Source organism: Rhizobium sp. S163 (assembly GCF_030380805.1).
In the GTDB taxonomy this organism is placed as follows: Bacteria; Pseudomonadota; Alphaproteobacteria; order Rhizobiales; family Rhizobiaceae; genus Rhizobium.
The window spans coordinates 1-13400 of sequence record NZ_JAUDSA010000019.1; the positions used below are offsets into that span (position 1 = coordinate 1).

Annotated in this window: 18 protein-coding genes; 8 read left to right on the forward strand and 10 right to left on the reverse strand. The window is 62.8% G+C overall.

Annotated elements, in window-relative coordinates:
* Window positions 1-981: efflux transporter outer membrane subunit (locus QTL96_RS21655; RefSeq protein ID WP_289729164.1), on the forward strand; the 981-nt coding region annotated here is incomplete at its 5' end.
* A gap of 106 nt (window positions 982-1087) precedes the next feature.
* Here the strand turns inward: QTL96_RS21655 and QTL96_RS21660 are convergent.
* Complete coding sequence (locus tag QTL96_RS21660) at window positions 1088-2926, reverse strand: ABC transporter ATP-binding protein (protein ID WP_289729165.1); 1839 nt, start codon at window positions 2924-2926, stop codon at window positions 1088-1090.
* A 56-nt stretch (window positions 2927-2982) separates the two neighbouring features.
* On the opposite strand from QTL96_RS21660, the gene QTL96_RS21665 reads away from it, so the two are divergent.
* Window positions 2983-3237, forward strand: coding sequence for a hypothetical protein (locus QTL96_RS21665; protein ID WP_289729166.1), 255 nt, complete (start codon window positions 2983-2985; stop codon window positions 3235-3237).
* Between the two features lie 515 nt (window positions 3238-3752).
* Here the strand turns inward: QTL96_RS21665 and QTL96_RS21675 are convergent.
* The 3 genes from QTL96_RS21675 to QTL96_RS21685 form a co-directional block, all read right to left on the reverse strand.
* The gene (locus QTL96_RS21675) at window positions 3753-4598 is read right to left on the reverse strand and encodes an aspartyl/asparaginyl beta-hydroxylase domain-containing protein (protein WP_018897203.1); all 846 of its coding nucleotides are present in this window, start codon (window positions 4596-4598) and stop codon (window positions 3753-3755) included.
* A gap of 168 nt (window positions 4599-4766) precedes the next feature.
* Window positions 4767-5108 carry an SMR family transporter gene (locus tag QTL96_RS21680; protein ID WP_018897202.1) on the reverse strand — a complete coding sequence of 114 codons (342 nt, stop codon included), beginning with the start codon at window positions 5106-5108 and terminating at the stop codon, window positions 4767-4769.
* Between the two features lie 27 nt (window positions 5109-5135).
* Window positions 5136-5696 (reverse strand): TetR/AcrR family transcriptional regulator, encoded by a 561-nt coding sequence (locus tag QTL96_RS21685; RefSeq protein WP_018897201.1) that lies wholly within the window; start codon window positions 5694-5696, stop codon window positions 5136-5138.
* Between the two features lie 154 nt (window positions 5697-5850).
* On the opposite strand from QTL96_RS21685, the gene QTL96_RS21690 reads away from it, so the two are divergent.
* On the forward strand, window positions 5851-6240 hold the full coding sequence (locus QTL96_RS21690) for a group II truncated hemoglobin (protein ID WP_047514411.1): 390 nt from the start codon (window positions 5851-5853) through the stop codon (window positions 6238-6240).
* A gap of 10 nt (window positions 6241-6250) precedes the next feature.
* Entirely contained in the window at window positions 6251-6622 is a 372-nt protein-coding gene (locus QTL96_RS21695; protein WP_289729167.1) for a DUF423 domain-containing protein, read from the forward strand.
* 11 nt (window positions 6623-6633) lie between these two features.
* Here the strand turns inward: QTL96_RS21695 and QTL96_RS21700 are convergent, their stop codons facing one another.
* The 6 genes from QTL96_RS21700 to QTL96_RS21725 form a co-directional block, all read right to left on the reverse strand.
* On the reverse strand, window positions 6634-7005 hold the full coding sequence (locus tag QTL96_RS21700) for a VOC family protein (RefSeq protein ID WP_289729168.1): 372 nt from the start codon (window positions 7003-7005) through the stop codon (window positions 6634-6636).
* Between the two features lie 3 nt (window positions 7006-7008).
* The gene (locus QTL96_RS21705) at window positions 7009-7323 is read right to left on the reverse strand and encodes an antibiotic biosynthesis monooxygenase (RefSeq protein WP_289729281.1); all 315 of its coding nucleotides are present in this window, start codon (window positions 7321-7323) and stop codon (window positions 7009-7011) included.
* An 8-nt stretch (window positions 7324-7331) separates the two neighbouring features.
* Complete coding sequence (locus QTL96_RS21710) at window positions 7332-7601, reverse strand: hypothetical protein (protein WP_113008285.1); 270 nt, start codon at window positions 7599-7601, stop codon at window positions 7332-7334.
* Entirely contained in the window at window positions 7598-8005 is a 408-nt protein-coding gene (locus QTL96_RS21715) for a DUF2325 domain-containing protein (protein ID WP_289729169.1), read from the reverse strand. Before QTL96_RS21715 ends, QTL96_RS21710 begins: the two co-directional genes overlap by 4 nt.
* 147 nt (window positions 8006-8152) lie before the next feature.
* Window positions 8153-9457: a TonB family protein gene (locus tag QTL96_RS21720; protein ID WP_289729170.1), complete on the reverse strand. Its 1305-nt coding sequence runs from the start codon at window positions 9455-9457 to the stop codon at window positions 8153-8155.
* Window positions 9458-9513: 56 nt separating this feature from the next.
* On the reverse strand, window positions 9514-9972 hold the full coding sequence (locus QTL96_RS21725) for a hypothetical protein (protein ID WP_289729171.1): 459 nt from the start codon (window positions 9970-9972) through the stop codon (window positions 9514-9516).
* A 143-nt stretch (window positions 9973-10115) separates the two neighbouring features.
* On the opposite strand from QTL96_RS21725, the gene hemP reads away from it, so the two are divergent.
* The 4 genes from hemP to QTL96_RS21745 are packed head-to-tail and all read left to right on the forward strand — an operon-like array spanning window position 10116 to window position 13391.
* Complete coding sequence (gene hemP / locus QTL96_RS21730; protein WP_112945395.1) at window positions 10116-10298, forward strand: hemin uptake protein HemP; 183 nt, start codon at window positions 10116-10118, stop codon at window positions 10296-10298.
* A 9-nt stretch (window positions 10299-10307) separates the two neighbouring features.
* Complete coding sequence (locus QTL96_RS21735) at window positions 10308-11357, forward strand: ChuX/HutX family heme-like substrate-binding protein (protein ID WP_289729172.1); 1050 nt, start codon at window positions 10308-10310, stop codon at window positions 11355-11357.
* A 55-nt stretch (window positions 11358-11412) separates the two neighbouring features.
* Window positions 11413-12276, forward strand: a complete 864-nt coding sequence (locus tag QTL96_RS21740) for an ABC transporter substrate-binding protein (protein WP_289729282.1) — start codon at window positions 11413-11415, stop codon at window positions 12274-12276.
* A gap of 2 nt (window positions 12277-12278) precedes the next feature.
* On the forward strand, window positions 12279-13391 hold the full coding sequence (locus QTL96_RS21745) for an iron ABC transporter permease (protein WP_289729173.1): 1113 nt from the start codon (window positions 12279-12281) through the stop codon (window positions 13389-13391).
* Window positions 13392-13400: the final 9 nt, after the last annotated feature.

Here is a 13400-nt window from a genome sequence, read left to right on the forward strand (position 1 = left end):
GACGCCGCCTACTCGACCGCCGACGTCGCCAAGCTCACCTATCTCCAGGATCTGGTGAACTCCTACATCAACGCCCGCTACTACCAGGAGCGCATCGCGCTCTCCAGGGCCAACCTGAAATCGCGCCAGGAAACCTACGAGCTGACCAAGTTCCAGCTCGATGCCGGTGCAGCCTCGCGTCTCGACGTCGTGCAGGCCGAAGGTCTGGTACAGTCGACCCAGGCTGAAATCCCGGGCCTGGAAACCAACTTCCGCGTCGCCGCCCACCACATCGCCACCCTGCTCGGCAAGCCGGCCGGCTCGATGGTCGCTGAACTGCAGCGCGGCGGCTCGCAGCCGGTCTTCCGTGCCGGCATCGTCTCCGGCGTTCCGGCCGACCTGATCCGCAATCGTCCCGACATCCGCGTCGCCGAGCGCAATCTGGCCGCCGCCACCGCCAATATCGGCGTGGCCATCAGCCAACTCTATCCGTCGATCTCGCTCTCCGGCTCGATCTCGCCCACCTATGTCAAGGCAGCCGGCGTTTCCGGCGGCGGCCTGACCAGCTGGTCCTTCGGCCCGACGCTGACGCTGCCGATCTTCGACGGTGGCCGCCTGCGCGCCAATGTCGATATCGCCAAGTCCGACGCCAAGACTCAGTACCTTGCCTGGAAGCAGGCGGTTCTGCAGGCGGTCGAGGAAGTGGAAAACGCGCTGTCGGCGGTTCGCCGCGACGCGCAGACGGTTGCGGCACTCCGCGCCCAGGTCAAGACGACCCAGGAAACGCTCGATCTGTCGACCGCCAGCTACAAGGACGGCGCCTCCTCGCTGCTCGACGTCCTCGACGCCCAGCGTCAGGTCTCGCTTGCCCAGGCAAGCCTGGCCGCAGCCGTCCAGCAGATGGCAACCGATTACGTCGCGCTCAACGTCGCCATCGGCGGCGGCTACAACCCGGGCGGCAACGCCGCCCCGGTCAAGCAGGTCGTGGCGAAGGCAAACTGAGACAACGACAGCAATTGAGAAAAAGCCCCGGTTCGCCGGGGCTCTGAGATCGTAAGGCCGGCGCATCGATGATGATGCTCCGGCCTTTTGTTTCGAATGCGAGCGATCACATGCTGGCCTGCACGCTGTACAAGCCGGCATAGATCCCGTCGCGCGCCATCAGATCCTCATGCCTGCCCTCCTCGACGATCCCGCCGGCGGTAAGCACGAGGATGCGGTCGGCGTGGCGGACCGTCGACAGACGATGCGCGATGACGACGGTGGTGCGTCCCTTGGCGAGCCCGAGCAGCGCCTGCTGCACTGCCCGTTCGCTCTCATTGTCGAGCGCGCTGGTGGCCTCGTCGAAGATCAGGATCGCGGGGTTCTTCAAAAACGCCCGCGCGATCGTCAACCGCTGTCGCTGTCCGCCCGAAAGCCGCACCCCGCGCTGGCCGATGTCGGTATCGTATCCATCGGCAAGCGCCATGATGAACTCATGCGCATTGGCCGCCCGCGCCGCAGCCTCCACTTCCGCATCGGTGGCATCCGGCCGCCCATAGCGAAGATTGTCGGCGACCGAGCCCGCGAACAGATAGACGTCCTGCTGCACCACGCCGACATGGCCCCGTAGCGACGACAGGGTGACATCACGGATATCGGCGCCATCGATCAGGATCGACCCCGCCTGCACATCGTAGAAACGCGGAATGAGCGAGCACAAGGTGCTCTTGCCCACCCCCGACGGACCGACCAGCGCCACGAACTCGCCTGGCGCGATGGTGAAGGAGAGATTCTCGAACACGCCTGTCGTGTCGGCATCATAGCCGAAGCTGACATCCTCGAACCTGATTTCCCCCTTCGGCGTCGGCAGCGCATGTGCGCCCGGACGATCGACGATATCGGGCTCGACATCGAGGATCTCCATCGCCCTCACGAAGCCGGTATAGCCCTCCTGCCAGAGCCGCACGAAATTGGCGAGCCGCTGCACGGGATCGACAAGCACCGCAACGCAAAGCAGGAAGGTCAGGAGATCGGCCACCGTCATCGCCGACCACACGATCCGGATGCCGCCGATGACGATGACCAGGATCGTGATGAACTGTGCAAAGCTCTCCGTTCCCACGGAAAACCACGCTTCGCTTCGATAGCCATCCGCGCGACTGACAAGAAAGCGCTCGTTCTGAACGGCGAAACGATCCCTCTCCAGCCCTTCATTGGCGAAGGACTGCACGACGCGGATGCCGGCGAGGCTGTCTTCCAGCTGCTCGTTGACGCCGGCGATCTGCTGCTTGCTGCGTTCAAGCGCGTGGCTCATGCGGCGGTTGAAATGCAGCGCGTAGGCGATCGCGAGAGGCGTCAGCAACAGGATCAACCCTGCCAGGAGAGGATCGATATAGAAGAGCACCAGCATGGCGCCGCCATATTTGAGGATGGCGATCGAGACATCTTCGGGACCATGGTGGAACAGTTCGCCGAGCCAGAGTGAATCACTGGTGATGCGGCTCATCAGCTGTCCGGTGCGCTGGCGATCGTAGAAGCTGAAGGAGAGCTTCTGGCAATGATCGAACAGCTCCTGACGGACGGCTGCCTCGATGCGCGCGCCCATCACATGACCGCGATAATCGACGAAGAACACCGCGATCATCTGCACCGCCAGAAGCGCCAGCATGACAGCGCCGACCTTAAGGATCAGCACGGTGGCCTCCCCCGCATCCGCGATCACGAGAAGGCGGTTCGTGACGATATTGGCGCAGATCGGCAATGCCACGGCGGTCGCAGCGACAAGAATGGCGCAGACGACATCGGCGCAGAGCAGCGGCAGATGCGGACGGTAGTAGCTGAGAAACTTGGCGACCCGAGACCGGCGCCGCGCCTGTTGATCGGCGGTAGCATCAAGCTCGGAAGTGGTCGGGAGTGGTTTACGACGCGGCGCGTCTTTTCGCGCGCGGGCGAATTGAATAGACATGAAGCGGAGTGTCCTTGTGGGTGATCGTTCCTTTCGTTCTGGACAGGATCGCTTTCATGACAGTCTCCCTGGACGAGTTTGCGTTCAGCTTCGCGCCATCCTTAACAGATCGATCGCCGGGCCGCAAACGCCACTCCGCGCAGAAAATCAGAAAAACACGCTTAACGTGCGTTAACGGAGCAATCCGCGCGTCGCCCGACCGTTGGGCCCTCGCCCAGGATTTCGATCCGGATCGAGACATTTCAGTCTCTGTTGCCAGCCGTTTTCGGTCCTTCGTTTCGTTCCGCGACAACGCGTCTGTCGCAGCCTGAAACACCCGCAAGCCTTAACCTTACTGGGTAACCAATCCATTAGCATCCTGTTGAAAACGAAGGCGGTTATGGCAATCTTCAGCCATGACAAACATCCGCTCTCCAAGATTCAACGCCGATGATATGGGACGGTCGCGGGAATGCGAAAGCGTCTGCAAAGGGGCGATAACCGAAGTTGTCCGTCGCGCAATCGCGGCGGGATGGCGTGAAGCAGAAATCGCGCTTCACCTGGCAGACGCAGCAGAAGATTATGTCATCTACCTGGCAACCAAGCCGGACCGTCGCCTGAGGGCGGCAAACAACAACTAGTTGCGAATGGGGGCGACTGACGTCGCCGGAGCAAGGCCTGCTTACGAGGGGAAGCGACCTGCCGGCTCCGAAACATGCGCATCGAGACTGCCTGCGGCGCGATCGCCGCACGATGATTTGAGAGCGGCGTCCCACCCGCCGAACAACAGCATGGCCTCTGAAACGAGGCCATGCTGTTTTATCTTTCAGGGCCTAGTTTTGTTCGCTCAGCCCTGTGGCCGGTTTCTAAAAGCTTCGGCTTCGGCGTAGAACTTCTTTTCCCACTCCTTGTGGTTATCCAGTCCTTCGCGGATGAACGGCGTGAAGACGGCGAGGTTCATCAGCGCCCAGTTGACGAAGCGGGCCGGAAACTTCAGCGGCTTGTCGAAATCAACGAACAGCACCACGCGGGTCTTGTCGGTGTGGTTCCAGGCCTCATGCTCGTAGGCATCGTCGAAGATCAGCGCCTTGCCTTCCTGCCAGTGGCAGATCTGGTCCTTGACGCGGATGGCGAGCTTGTCGGCCGGCTCCGGCACGATCATGCCGACATGCAGGCGCAGCACGCCGTTATAGGGGCCGCGATGCGCCGGCAGATGCTTGCCCGGCTCGAAGATCGAAAACATCGCCGTCTTGAGGCCGGGGATTTTCTGGACCGCGCGCCACGTTTCCGGGCACTGCGCGATGTTCTGTTCCGACTTCACGCCGAAGCCGAGGAGGAAGAAGGTCTTCCAGCCGGAATCGGTCGAGATCGTCTTCACGTCGGTCGAGATATCCTGGAAGGTCGGCAGCTCGCTCTGGCGCACCAACACGCGCTCCAGCTCGGCGCGGATCTGCGGGTATGCGGCCTCGACCTCTTTCGCCCAAGGGAAAGTGGCGTTGTCGTAGACCGGCGGATTGCCGAGCTTGGCGTATTTGTAATTCAGCTTCTCCGCCCAGGCGACGATGCCCATGAAGAACCGGGTAACCGGGCTCGGGCGTCCCATCGGGGCAATGCCCGAGGTGCCGAAGGTCTGTCCCTCGGGCTTGGAATCGGCGGATTTTGGGGAGGTAAGGTCAGCGGTGCTGTCAGTCATGGGTGTTCCAATGCGCGATGCTTAAACTGTCATCTGTCACTCAGGATATGGACATCGCAGCCGATTGCGCAAGTCAGGCCTCTGTGAGGTGAGGTCAAATGTCGCGACCCGGGGGCCATCTCCCCGGTGACGGGGGCTTCCCTCGCATACGACCGGATTCCATTAAAATCAATGGGTGACGGATTTGGAGAACAGGTTGACCACGAGCACGCCAGCGATGATCAGCCCCAGGCCGATGACAGCAGGCGTATCCAGCCGCTGCTTGAAATAGATGAGGCCGACGCTGGAAATCAACACGATGCCGAGCCCGCTCCAGATCGCATAGGCGATCCCAACAGGGATCACTTTCAGCGTCTGCGACAGGCAGTAGAAGGAGGCGGCATAGCACGCGACCATCAGCGCCGTCGGCCAGAAGCGGCTGAACTGCTGCGAAAGCTGCAGCGCCGTCGTGCCGATGACTTCGAGCGCGATCGCCGTAAACAAGAGCGCATAGACCGCAACCGGTGCCATGATGATTTGTCCTCTATTGTAGGGAAGTTAGCGTGCGGTCAGCTCGACCAGGCGTGCCAGAAGCGCCTGGCGCTGCGTGTCGTCGGAGGCGCCACCGATCATGTCGGCGAGCCAGAGGCCATCGGCCGCGAAGCGCACGATCTGCGCATCGATAGACGAGTCCGTGCCTACATATTCCTCGATCCGCCCGTCGATCCACTCCCCCCAGCGCTGCCGCAGCCGCGGCTCGGCAAGAAGCGCGATCGTCACCTGCGCCCAGTGGCCGGCATCGTCAGGGCTGTCGCGCAAGCCGGCGACGGCGTTGAGATAGGCGCGCGTGAAACGGCCATGCGGCACCGGATCCTCGCGCATGCGCTCGTCGAGATCGGCATCGAAGCGCGCCAGGAGATCCTCGAAAAGCGCATCCAGCAACGCGTTCTTGGTCGGGAAATGGTGGAGAAGCCCACCCTTGCTGACCCCTGATGCGCCGGACACGGCATCGAGCGTCACAGCACTCATCCCCTGCTCGTTCGTCAGGCGCGCGGCGACATCCAGCAGCTGCTGGCGGACGATGGCGGGTTGCTTGCGGCGGTGATGAGCGTTTGACATGATGCATAAAGATACCGTCTGGACGGTTTTGTCAAGATACCGCGAAATTTCGATCGCTGGGGCTGGCGCGAAATGTCGCGCTTGGTGGTGCGGGTTCCGGTTGCGATCGAGGCTGCGGCGGTGCATGAAGAGACAAGCTGTGAGGAGCCGCGCCGTGAGCGAGAACACCATTACACTTTACGAGGCCGTCGGCGGCGACGCTACGATCCGGGCACTATCGCATCGCTTCTACGAACTGATGGACACGCTGCCGGAGGCGAGCCACGTCCGCGCGGTTCACCCGCCGACGCTCGAGGGTAGCGAAGCGAAATTCTACGAATACCTGACCGGCTATCTCGGCGGCCCGCCTGTCTATGTCGAGAAATACGGCCATCCGCGCCTCAGAAGCCGCCACTTCATCGCCGAGATCGGTCCCGTCGAGCGCGACGAGTGGCTTTTATGCTTCCGCCAGGCGCTGGAAGAGACCGTTCCGAACCCGAAGCTGCGCGAGATCATCCTTCCGCCGATCGAGCGGCTGGCCGATCACATGCAGAACAAGCAATAGGCTCCCGATAATGACGCTCAATCAGCGCTTCTCGCCGCTTTTCCTGGTGCTCTCAGGCCTCTTCGGCTTTGCCGGCGTGGCGCTGGCCGCAGCCGCCGCCCATCTCGATGGCGACGGGCACTTCCTCGCCTCGGCCTCCGCCATGTGCCTCGCCCATGCCCCTGCCCTTTTGGCACTGGCGCTAGCTGGCGAAAAGCTTAAGACCGCATGGCTCGCCGGCCTGCTCATGGGTCTGGGCACGCTGCTGTTTTCAGTGGATCTGGTGACACTTCGCTTTGCAGGCTCAAGCCTGTTTCCGATGGCGGCGCCCACGGGCGGCTTCGCCATGATGTTCGGCTGGCTGGCAATCGCCGCCGGCGCCGTCTTCCGCAACCGCGCTTAAGACCAAGCGGCTTATGCCTGCTGCGGGATCCGGCCGAAGCGCAGCAGATTGCCGTGCGGATCGTGGATGTAGAACTCTTCCATGTTCCACGGCCGCACCGTCATGTCGCTGAGCTTCTCGACGCCGCGCGCTTGGTATTCCGCGTGGAGCGCGCCGATGCCGCCGCCGCGCAGGTAGACAGATGTGCGCTCGCAAAGCGACCGATCAGCCGTCAGCCAGAAATGCAGTTCCATCTCGTCGCGACGCAGGATGAGATAATCCTTGTCCTGATAGACGATCGTCTCGAAGCCGAGCCCGCCGCGATAAAAGGAAAGCGTCTCGCCGATATCGAGCGACGGCAAAACGGGAAGAACCTCGATACGATCTGGATTGTCAGCCACCATCGCTCAGATCCCGTCCACGACTTGAAAGCCCTCGAACACGGGCGGCCCCTTATACATCGTCTTGCGGTCGCCGGCATTGCGATGGGCGGCGCGGAACTGCTCGGACTTCGTCCAGTTGAGGAAATCCTCTTCGCTGCGCCAGATCGTGTGCGAGGAAAACAGCGTATAGCCCTCCTCCGCATTCTCGCGACCGCGCAGCAGCCGGAATTCAACGAAGCCGGGCACCTCCGAAATGCTGGAATCGCGGTTGCGCCAGACGCTTTCGAATTCCGCCTCCGACCCGATCGACACCTTGAAGCGGTTCATCGCGATAAACATGGGAGCACTCACGCCTTGCGTTTCCTCTCGGCCTCGGGAGCCTCGAAGGCTACCACGTTCCGGCCGTCGAGCGCATCCCGTCCAAGCGGCTTTTCCGGCAATTCGCCGGGCATGCGCGCTTCCCAGATCGGAAACTGCTCGACATTGGGATAGTACCTGCGCCGCTCTTCGCGTTCCATCATCAGCTCATAGAGTTCGGGCACCATGCCATCGCCATTGTGGGCGGCCAGCTTGTGCAGGCCGATCAACGTGTACCCTTCCGGGTGTCTATCGCTCATCGGGTGGCGTTTCGCTCGTTCATCGTCGTCAACGCCCGCTCGAGGCTCGACTTGCTGCCGTTGCGCAGCGGAATGAAGGTCTTGCCAAACTTCTTGCAGCCGGTCTTTACCCGAAGGCAAGCATCATGGCTGATACAGTCGATCGGGCAAAAGACGCAGTCGACGGAGGGAAGCACCGTATCGATGCGCGATACAGCCTCGCGCAGACCGCCATCGTGGTGGATCAGCTCGGCGCCGAAATTGCTGCAGATCTGGCGCAGATGCGCCACCTGGCAGTCGCGCCCGCCGACATAAAGGAAGCTGCGGCCATCGAGCTTGGAACGTCCGGAGGTCTCCTCAACCGTGCTTGTATCCGCACTCACGCGGATTTCCCGGTTAGAACCCTTCTTCGCCTTACGCGCCATTGACCACCCGTTCGTTCATTGATCGGCACACGATTGCTGCGTGTGTGGGTGGACCTTAGTAAACTTGATTTTTAGAGTAAAGTATAAAGTTGATTATTTTGATCATATTTTCTGGACGGCCCGATTTTATCGTCGGGCCGCCTGCTGTCAGCGACCCGATGTGACCTGCACTTCCTGTGTAAAGGTCCAGACCGGCTTGCCCCATTCCGATGGCAGCGGCGGGAATGGCGCGGCGCGGCGAACGCCATCGACAACGGCTGCATCGAGTTCGGGAATGCCCGAACTGCGCGCCACCGAGAGGCCGCTCAGGCCGCCGGAGCCGTTGATGCTCAGCCGGATGCGAACGCTCATCGCGGCGTTCATGCGCTTGTATTGAGAAGGCACACGAACGGACCGCCGGATTTTCGATTGCACCTTGCCCGGATAGTTGGCGACTGCGGCGCTACCGGAGCCACCGCGATTCCCGGCGCTGCGCGAATCCTGGTCCGAGGCTTGGTCGACGCCATCCGACGCACCGCGCCGGCTATCCTGCTTGTTCTCGCCCTGGGAGCCCGAGCGCGTAACGACCTTCTTCGGCGGTTGCTTTTTCTCGACCGGCTTCGGCTTCTCGACAGGCTTCTGCGCCACCGGCTTCGGATCGGGTTTCGGCACGGTCTCCGGCTCAGGCGGAATTTCCGCCGTCTCGGTCGGCTGCACCGGCGCTACATCCTCTGGCGTCGTGGGCGTCGTCGGCGTGATCTCCGGCTGAACCTGCGTCGGCACCTCGGTCGCCATCGGCTGAACCACGGAGGTCTCGGCCGGCACCTGCGATGTCAGCACCTCCGGCTCGACCGCCGTCATGTTCTCGGGCGAGACACGCGTCACTTCCTGCGTCGGCGCGACAGGCTGCGGATCGACCGGCTGCGCGTCGGGCTGAACCTCGGTCGGCTGCTGCGCGGCCTCGGGCTGCACCTCTTCCGCCACGATCTCTTCCGGCTGCGGTTCGGTCGTCTCCTCACCCGCTGATGCCTGGTCGAGATCGGAATCGCCGAGCATGATCACGCTCACCGTCTCGCCCGCCTCTTCCTCCGGCTGCTCCGGGGTGACGACGACGCCGACGATCAGCGCGATGGCAAGCGCGCCGTGGAATATGAAGGAACCGATGCAGGCAGCCGTCACGCCGAGCTTGCCGCGATGCGGCCGGGTGGCCGCCGGCATCTCGACGCTCGCATCCATCAGCGGCGCGGCGGCATGGCCGTTGCTCGCGCTGCGCGGATCCTGCGGGAAGGACGCTATCTGCGCCTGGCGGGCATAGTGGACGACAGCCTCAGCGGCCGGCTGGCGCGCGACGTTACGAAGATCAGACAACTCGTGGCCGGGATGCATGCCCGGATTGTTGTCGTTCACACCGCCATCGGCGACCGTCTCGTCGAAGAGAACCTGTCTCGGCTTTGATCTCGCTGAAACCACCATTTTGGATGCCTTGTACCACTGCAACGCAAGAGGCCGGGGCTACCCCCGGCCGTCGCTCAACCTTCGAAAGGAATGGAAACCTGGGAGCGGGTCACAAGACCCTTCATGCACTCACCCTTGTCGGGGCCTTCGCACGCCGGCGTGTCGTTGATCAGCACCCGCGTCACCGCCTCGCATTTCACATTCGGCATATCGAACTGCCGCACCCGCTTCTTGCCCTGCGGCAGATCGCGGAAATCGAGAACCGTGATCTTGTCGACGGCGTTCTTGTCGTTGAAGAAAGCAAGCTCGAAGGAGACCTTGGTGATGTCTTGAGGCAGCGTGTTCAACGCCACGAAGGTCATCATGCAGCCCTTCTGCGATGCCGCCAGCCCGTTGAGCTCCACATCGAGCGCCGCCTTCGGCGCGGCTGCCGCGGCGGGCTCCTGCGCATAGGCCTGGATCGCGCCCGTCAGCACCAGAGAGCCGGCCGCCAAAAGCGTTGCAAATCGTGTGACCGGCCTCGTGACTACCATTGTGTCTCTCCACTGAATTTCAGAAACTTGACTTACAAAGTCCGCTATTGCGTCTTTAAAAAATGATGACTATGAGAGTCAAGATACTTGTAGGTCGCAGGGGCCTTTTTTGGCCTACCTAGAGAAGCAAAAAAGCCAACGAAATGATGGTCGAGAAGACGGACACACTGAAGCAAACGCTATTGGCGCGCGACGCCGTGGCCGACGTCCGAATCCTGGAGAGCAGCGAGATTTTTCGCGGCGCCAACGAGATCGTCATTCGCCACGATGGCGCTTTGTACCGCATGAAAATCACCCGCCAGGGCAAACTAATTCTGAATAAGTAGGGGTAGACAATGACTGAGAACACCAAGCCTTCACCGGCCGAAATCCGCGCGTTCCGCGCCGAAAATCCGAAGATGCGCGAGCGCGATATCGCCGCCCAGCTCAAGGTTTCCGAGGCAGCGCTCGTTGCAGCAGAAGTCGGCATTTCCGCCACCCGCATCGACGGCAGCGCGCTCAAGCTTCTCGAACGCGTCGCCGAGCTCGGCGAAGTCATGGCCCTCTCGCGCAACGAGAGCGCCGTTCACGAAAAGATCGGTGTCTACGAGAACATCAAGACCGGTGGCCAGGGCGCCATCGTGCTCGGCGAGAACATCGACCTGCGCATCTTCCCGAGCCGCTGGGTCCACGCCTTCGCCGTGACCAAGAAGGATGGCGACCAGGAACGCCTGAGCCTCCAGTATTTCGACAAGGCCGGCACCGCCGTGCACAAAGTGCATCTGCGCCCGGCCTCCAACGTCGATGCCTATCACTCTATCGTGAACGACCTCAAGATCGAGGACCAGTCGCAGGACTTCGTCGCGGACGACAGCAAGACGGTAGCCGACGAGAGCGGCAGCGTCACCAAGGACGAGCTGCGCGACCACTGGAGCAAGATGACGGACACGCACGAATTCTTCGGCATGCTGCGCAAGCTGAAGATCGGCCGCCAGGCCGCCGTGCGCACCGTTGGCGACGACTTCGCCTGGCAGCTCGACAACACCGCGACCGCAGAGATGATGCACGCTTCGGTGAAGTCGGGTCTGCCGATCATGTGCTTCGTTGGCAATGACGGCATCGTCCAGATCCACTCCGGCCCGATCTTCAACATTCAGCCGATGGGTCCGTGGATCAACATCCTCGACGAGACCTTCCACCTGCACCTGCGTCAGGACCACATCGCCGAGACCTGGGCCGTGCGCAAGCCGACCAAGGATGGCGACGTTACCTCCGTCGAGGTCTACGGCGCCAATGGCGAAATGATCATCCAGTTCTTCGGCAAGCGCCACGAAGGCTCCGCGGAGCGCGCAGACTGGCGCGACATCGTCGAAAGCCTGCCCAAGGCGACCAGCGTTGCGGCGTAAGCCGAAGGAGATGACGATGTCGAACCACAATCGCGGGGCATCCACGACGACATCCATGCTGCGGGGACTCATGGCCCTGCCGCTGGCAGCCTCGCTCCTCGCCTTCTCGCCGGCTGCTCATGCCGAAGACAAGATCGACAGCACCCGCCTGATCTCGATCGGCGGCGACCTCACCGAGATCATCTACGCGCTCGGCGAAGAAAAGCACCTGATCGCCCGCGACACGACCAGCCTGTTTCCCGAACAGGCCCTGAAGCTGCCAGACGTCGGCTACATGCGCGCGCTGTCGCCCGAAAACATCCTCGCCATGAACCCGACGGCGATCGTCGCCGTCGAGGGTTCCGGCCCGCCGGAAGCGCTGACGGTGCTGCGCAGCGCCAGCGTCCCCTTCGAGACGGTGCCGAACGCCTATACCCGCGACGGCATCCTCGCCAAGATCGACAAGGTCGGCGTGCTCCTCGGTGTCGAGCCCAAGGCCGCCGAACTGCACAAGCAGGTCGCGACCGATCTCGATGCCGCGATTTCAGACGCTGCCAAGCACCCGGAAAGCGAACGCAAGCGCGTTCTCTTCATCCTCAGCATGCAGGGCGGCAAGATCATGGCCTCGGGCACCGGAACGGCGGCCGATGGCATCATCAAGCTCTCCGGCCTGGTCAACGCCGTCGGCACCTTCCCGGGCTACAAGCCGCTGACGGACGAGGCGATTATCGAGGCCAAGCCCGACGTCATCCTGATGATGAACCGTGGCGATGGCGCAGGCACCAAGAACGAAGACCTGATGAACCAGCCGGCGCTGGCGCTGACGCCCGCCGTGCAGAACAAGGCGATCATCCGCATGGACGGCCTGCACCTGCTCGGCTTCGGACCGCGCACCGCAAGCGCCGTGCGCGAGCTCACCAAGGCGATCTACGGGGGCTGACCATGGCGGTACTGAACGACATGGACGGACGTCGCATCGTGTTTTCGGCCTCGGGGATGCGTGAGCGTCACCGGGCCGGCGATCGCTCGCTGCTGGCACTGGCGGTCATCGCGCTGCTGGTGGTCGGCTCCGTCCTGTCGTTGCTGTTCTCCGTCACGACGGGCGCCTCGGATGCGTCCTTCCTCGACGTGATCGCCAATGTCGCCGGATCGGATGATGCGCTCAGCATGCGCGACCGCATCATCATCTTCGACATCCGCATGCCCCGCGCCATCCTCGGCTTCCTCGTCGGCGGCTCGCTGGCGGTGTCGGGCGCCGTCATGCAGGGCCTGTTTCGCAACCCGCTGGCCGATCCCGGCCTCGTCGGCGTCTCCTCCGGCGCCGGCCTCGGCGCTGTCGTCATGATCGTGCTCGGCGGCGGCTTTGTCGCTCCGCTCTACGTCCTGCTCGGCATCTACGCGCTTCCATTCGCAGCCTTCGCCGGCGGCCTCGCCACGACGCTGCTCCTCTACCGGATCGCCACCAGCAACGGCCAGACCTCCGTCGCGACCATGCTGCTTGCCGGCATCGCGCTCGGCTCGCTTGCCGGCGCCATGACCGGTCTGCTCGTCTACATGGCCAACGACCAGCAGCTACGCGACCTCACCTTCTGGGGCATGGGCTCGCTTGCCGGCTCGACATGGACCAAGATCGCCGCCGCCGGCCCGATCATCCTCCTGTCCTTCATCGCCGTCCCCTTCCTCGCCAAGGGCCTCAACGCGATCACGCTTGGCGAAGCCGCGGCCTTCCACATGGGCGTTCCCGTCCAGCGGCTGAAGAACATCGCCATCGTCACCGTGGCGGCCGCGACAGGCGCATCTGTCGCCGTCAGCGGCGGCATCGGCTTTGTCGGCATCGTCGTGCCGCATGTGCTTCGCATGGCGATCGGGCCGGACCACCGCTATCTCCTGCCGGCCTCGGCGCTCCTCGGCGGTTCGCTCCTGATCTTCGCCGACGTGATCGCCCGCACCATCGTCGCGCCCGCCGAACTGCCGATCGGCATCATCACCGCGGCCGTCGGCGGCCCGTTCTTTCTCTGGATCCTGCTGCGCCAGCGTTCCCGCCTTGCCCTTTGAGTATCTGCC

What these genes read in the sequence shown, in the direction of transcription:
- QTL96_RS21660 (WP_289729165.1), bottom strand. Translation starts at nt 2,926, where the DNA reads ATGTCTATTCAATTCGCCCGCGCGCGAAAAGACGCGCCGCGTCGTAAA.
- QTL96_RS21665 (WP_289729166.1), top strand. Translation starts at nt 2,983, where the DNA reads ATGACAGTCTCCCTGGACGAGTTTGCGTTCAGCTTCGCGCCATCCTTA.
- QTL96_RS21675 (WP_018897203.1), bottom strand. Translation starts at nt 4,598, where the DNA reads ATGACTGACAGCACCGCTGACCTTACCTCCCCAAAATCCGCCGATTCC.
- QTL96_RS21680 (WP_018897202.1), bottom strand. Translation starts at nt 5,108, where the DNA reads ATGGCACCGGTTGCGGTCTATGCGCTCTTGTTTACGGCGATCGCGCTC.
- QTL96_RS21685 (WP_018897201.1), bottom strand. Translation starts at nt 5,696, where the DNA reads ATGTCAAACGCTCATCACCGCCGCAAGCAACCCGCCATCGTCCGCCAG.
- QTL96_RS21695 (WP_289729167.1), top strand. Translation starts at nt 6,251, where the DNA reads ATGACGCTCAATCAGCGCTTCTCGCCGCTTTTCCTGGTGCTCTCAGGC.
- QTL96_RS21700 (WP_289729168.1), bottom strand. Translation starts at nt 7,005, where the DNA reads ATGGTGGCTGACAATCCAGATCGTATCGAGGTTCTTCCCGTTTTGCCG.
- QTL96_RS21705 (WP_289729281.1), bottom strand. Translation starts at nt 7,323, where the DNA reads ATGTTTATCGCGATGAACCGCTTCAAGGTGTCGATCGGGTCGGAGGCG.
- QTL96_RS21710 (WP_113008285.1), bottom strand. Translation starts at nt 7,601, where the DNA reads ATGAGCGATAGACACCCGGAAGGGTACACGTTGATCGGCCTGCACAAG.
- QTL96_RS21715 (WP_289729169.1), bottom strand. Translation starts at nt 8,005, where the DNA reads ATGGCGCGTAAGGCGAAGAAGGGTTCTAACCGGGAAATCCGCGTGAGT.
- QTL96_RS21720 (WP_289729170.1), bottom strand. Translation starts at nt 9,457, where the DNA reads ATGGTGGTTTCAGCGAGATCAAAGCCGAGACAGGTTCTCTTCGACGAG.
- QTL96_RS21725 (WP_289729171.1), bottom strand. Translation starts at nt 9,972, where the DNA reads ATGGTAGTCACGAGGCCGGTCACACGATTTGCAACGCTTTTGGCGGCC.
- hemP (WP_112945395.1), top strand. Translation starts at nt 10,116, where the DNA reads ATGATGGTCGAGAAGACGGACACACTGAAGCAAACGCTATTGGCGCGC.
- QTL96_RS21735 (WP_289729172.1), top strand. Translation starts at nt 10,308, where the DNA reads ATGACTGAGAACACCAAGCCTTCACCGGCCGAAATCCGCGCGTTCCGC.
- QTL96_RS21740 (WP_289729282.1), top strand. Translation starts at nt 11,413, where the DNA reads ATGCTGCGGGGACTCATGGCCCTGCCGCTGGCAGCCTCGCTCCTCGCC.
- QTL96_RS21745 (WP_289729173.1), top strand. Translation starts at nt 12,279, where the DNA reads ATGGCGGTACTGAACGACATGGACGGACGTCGCATCGTGTTTTCGGCC.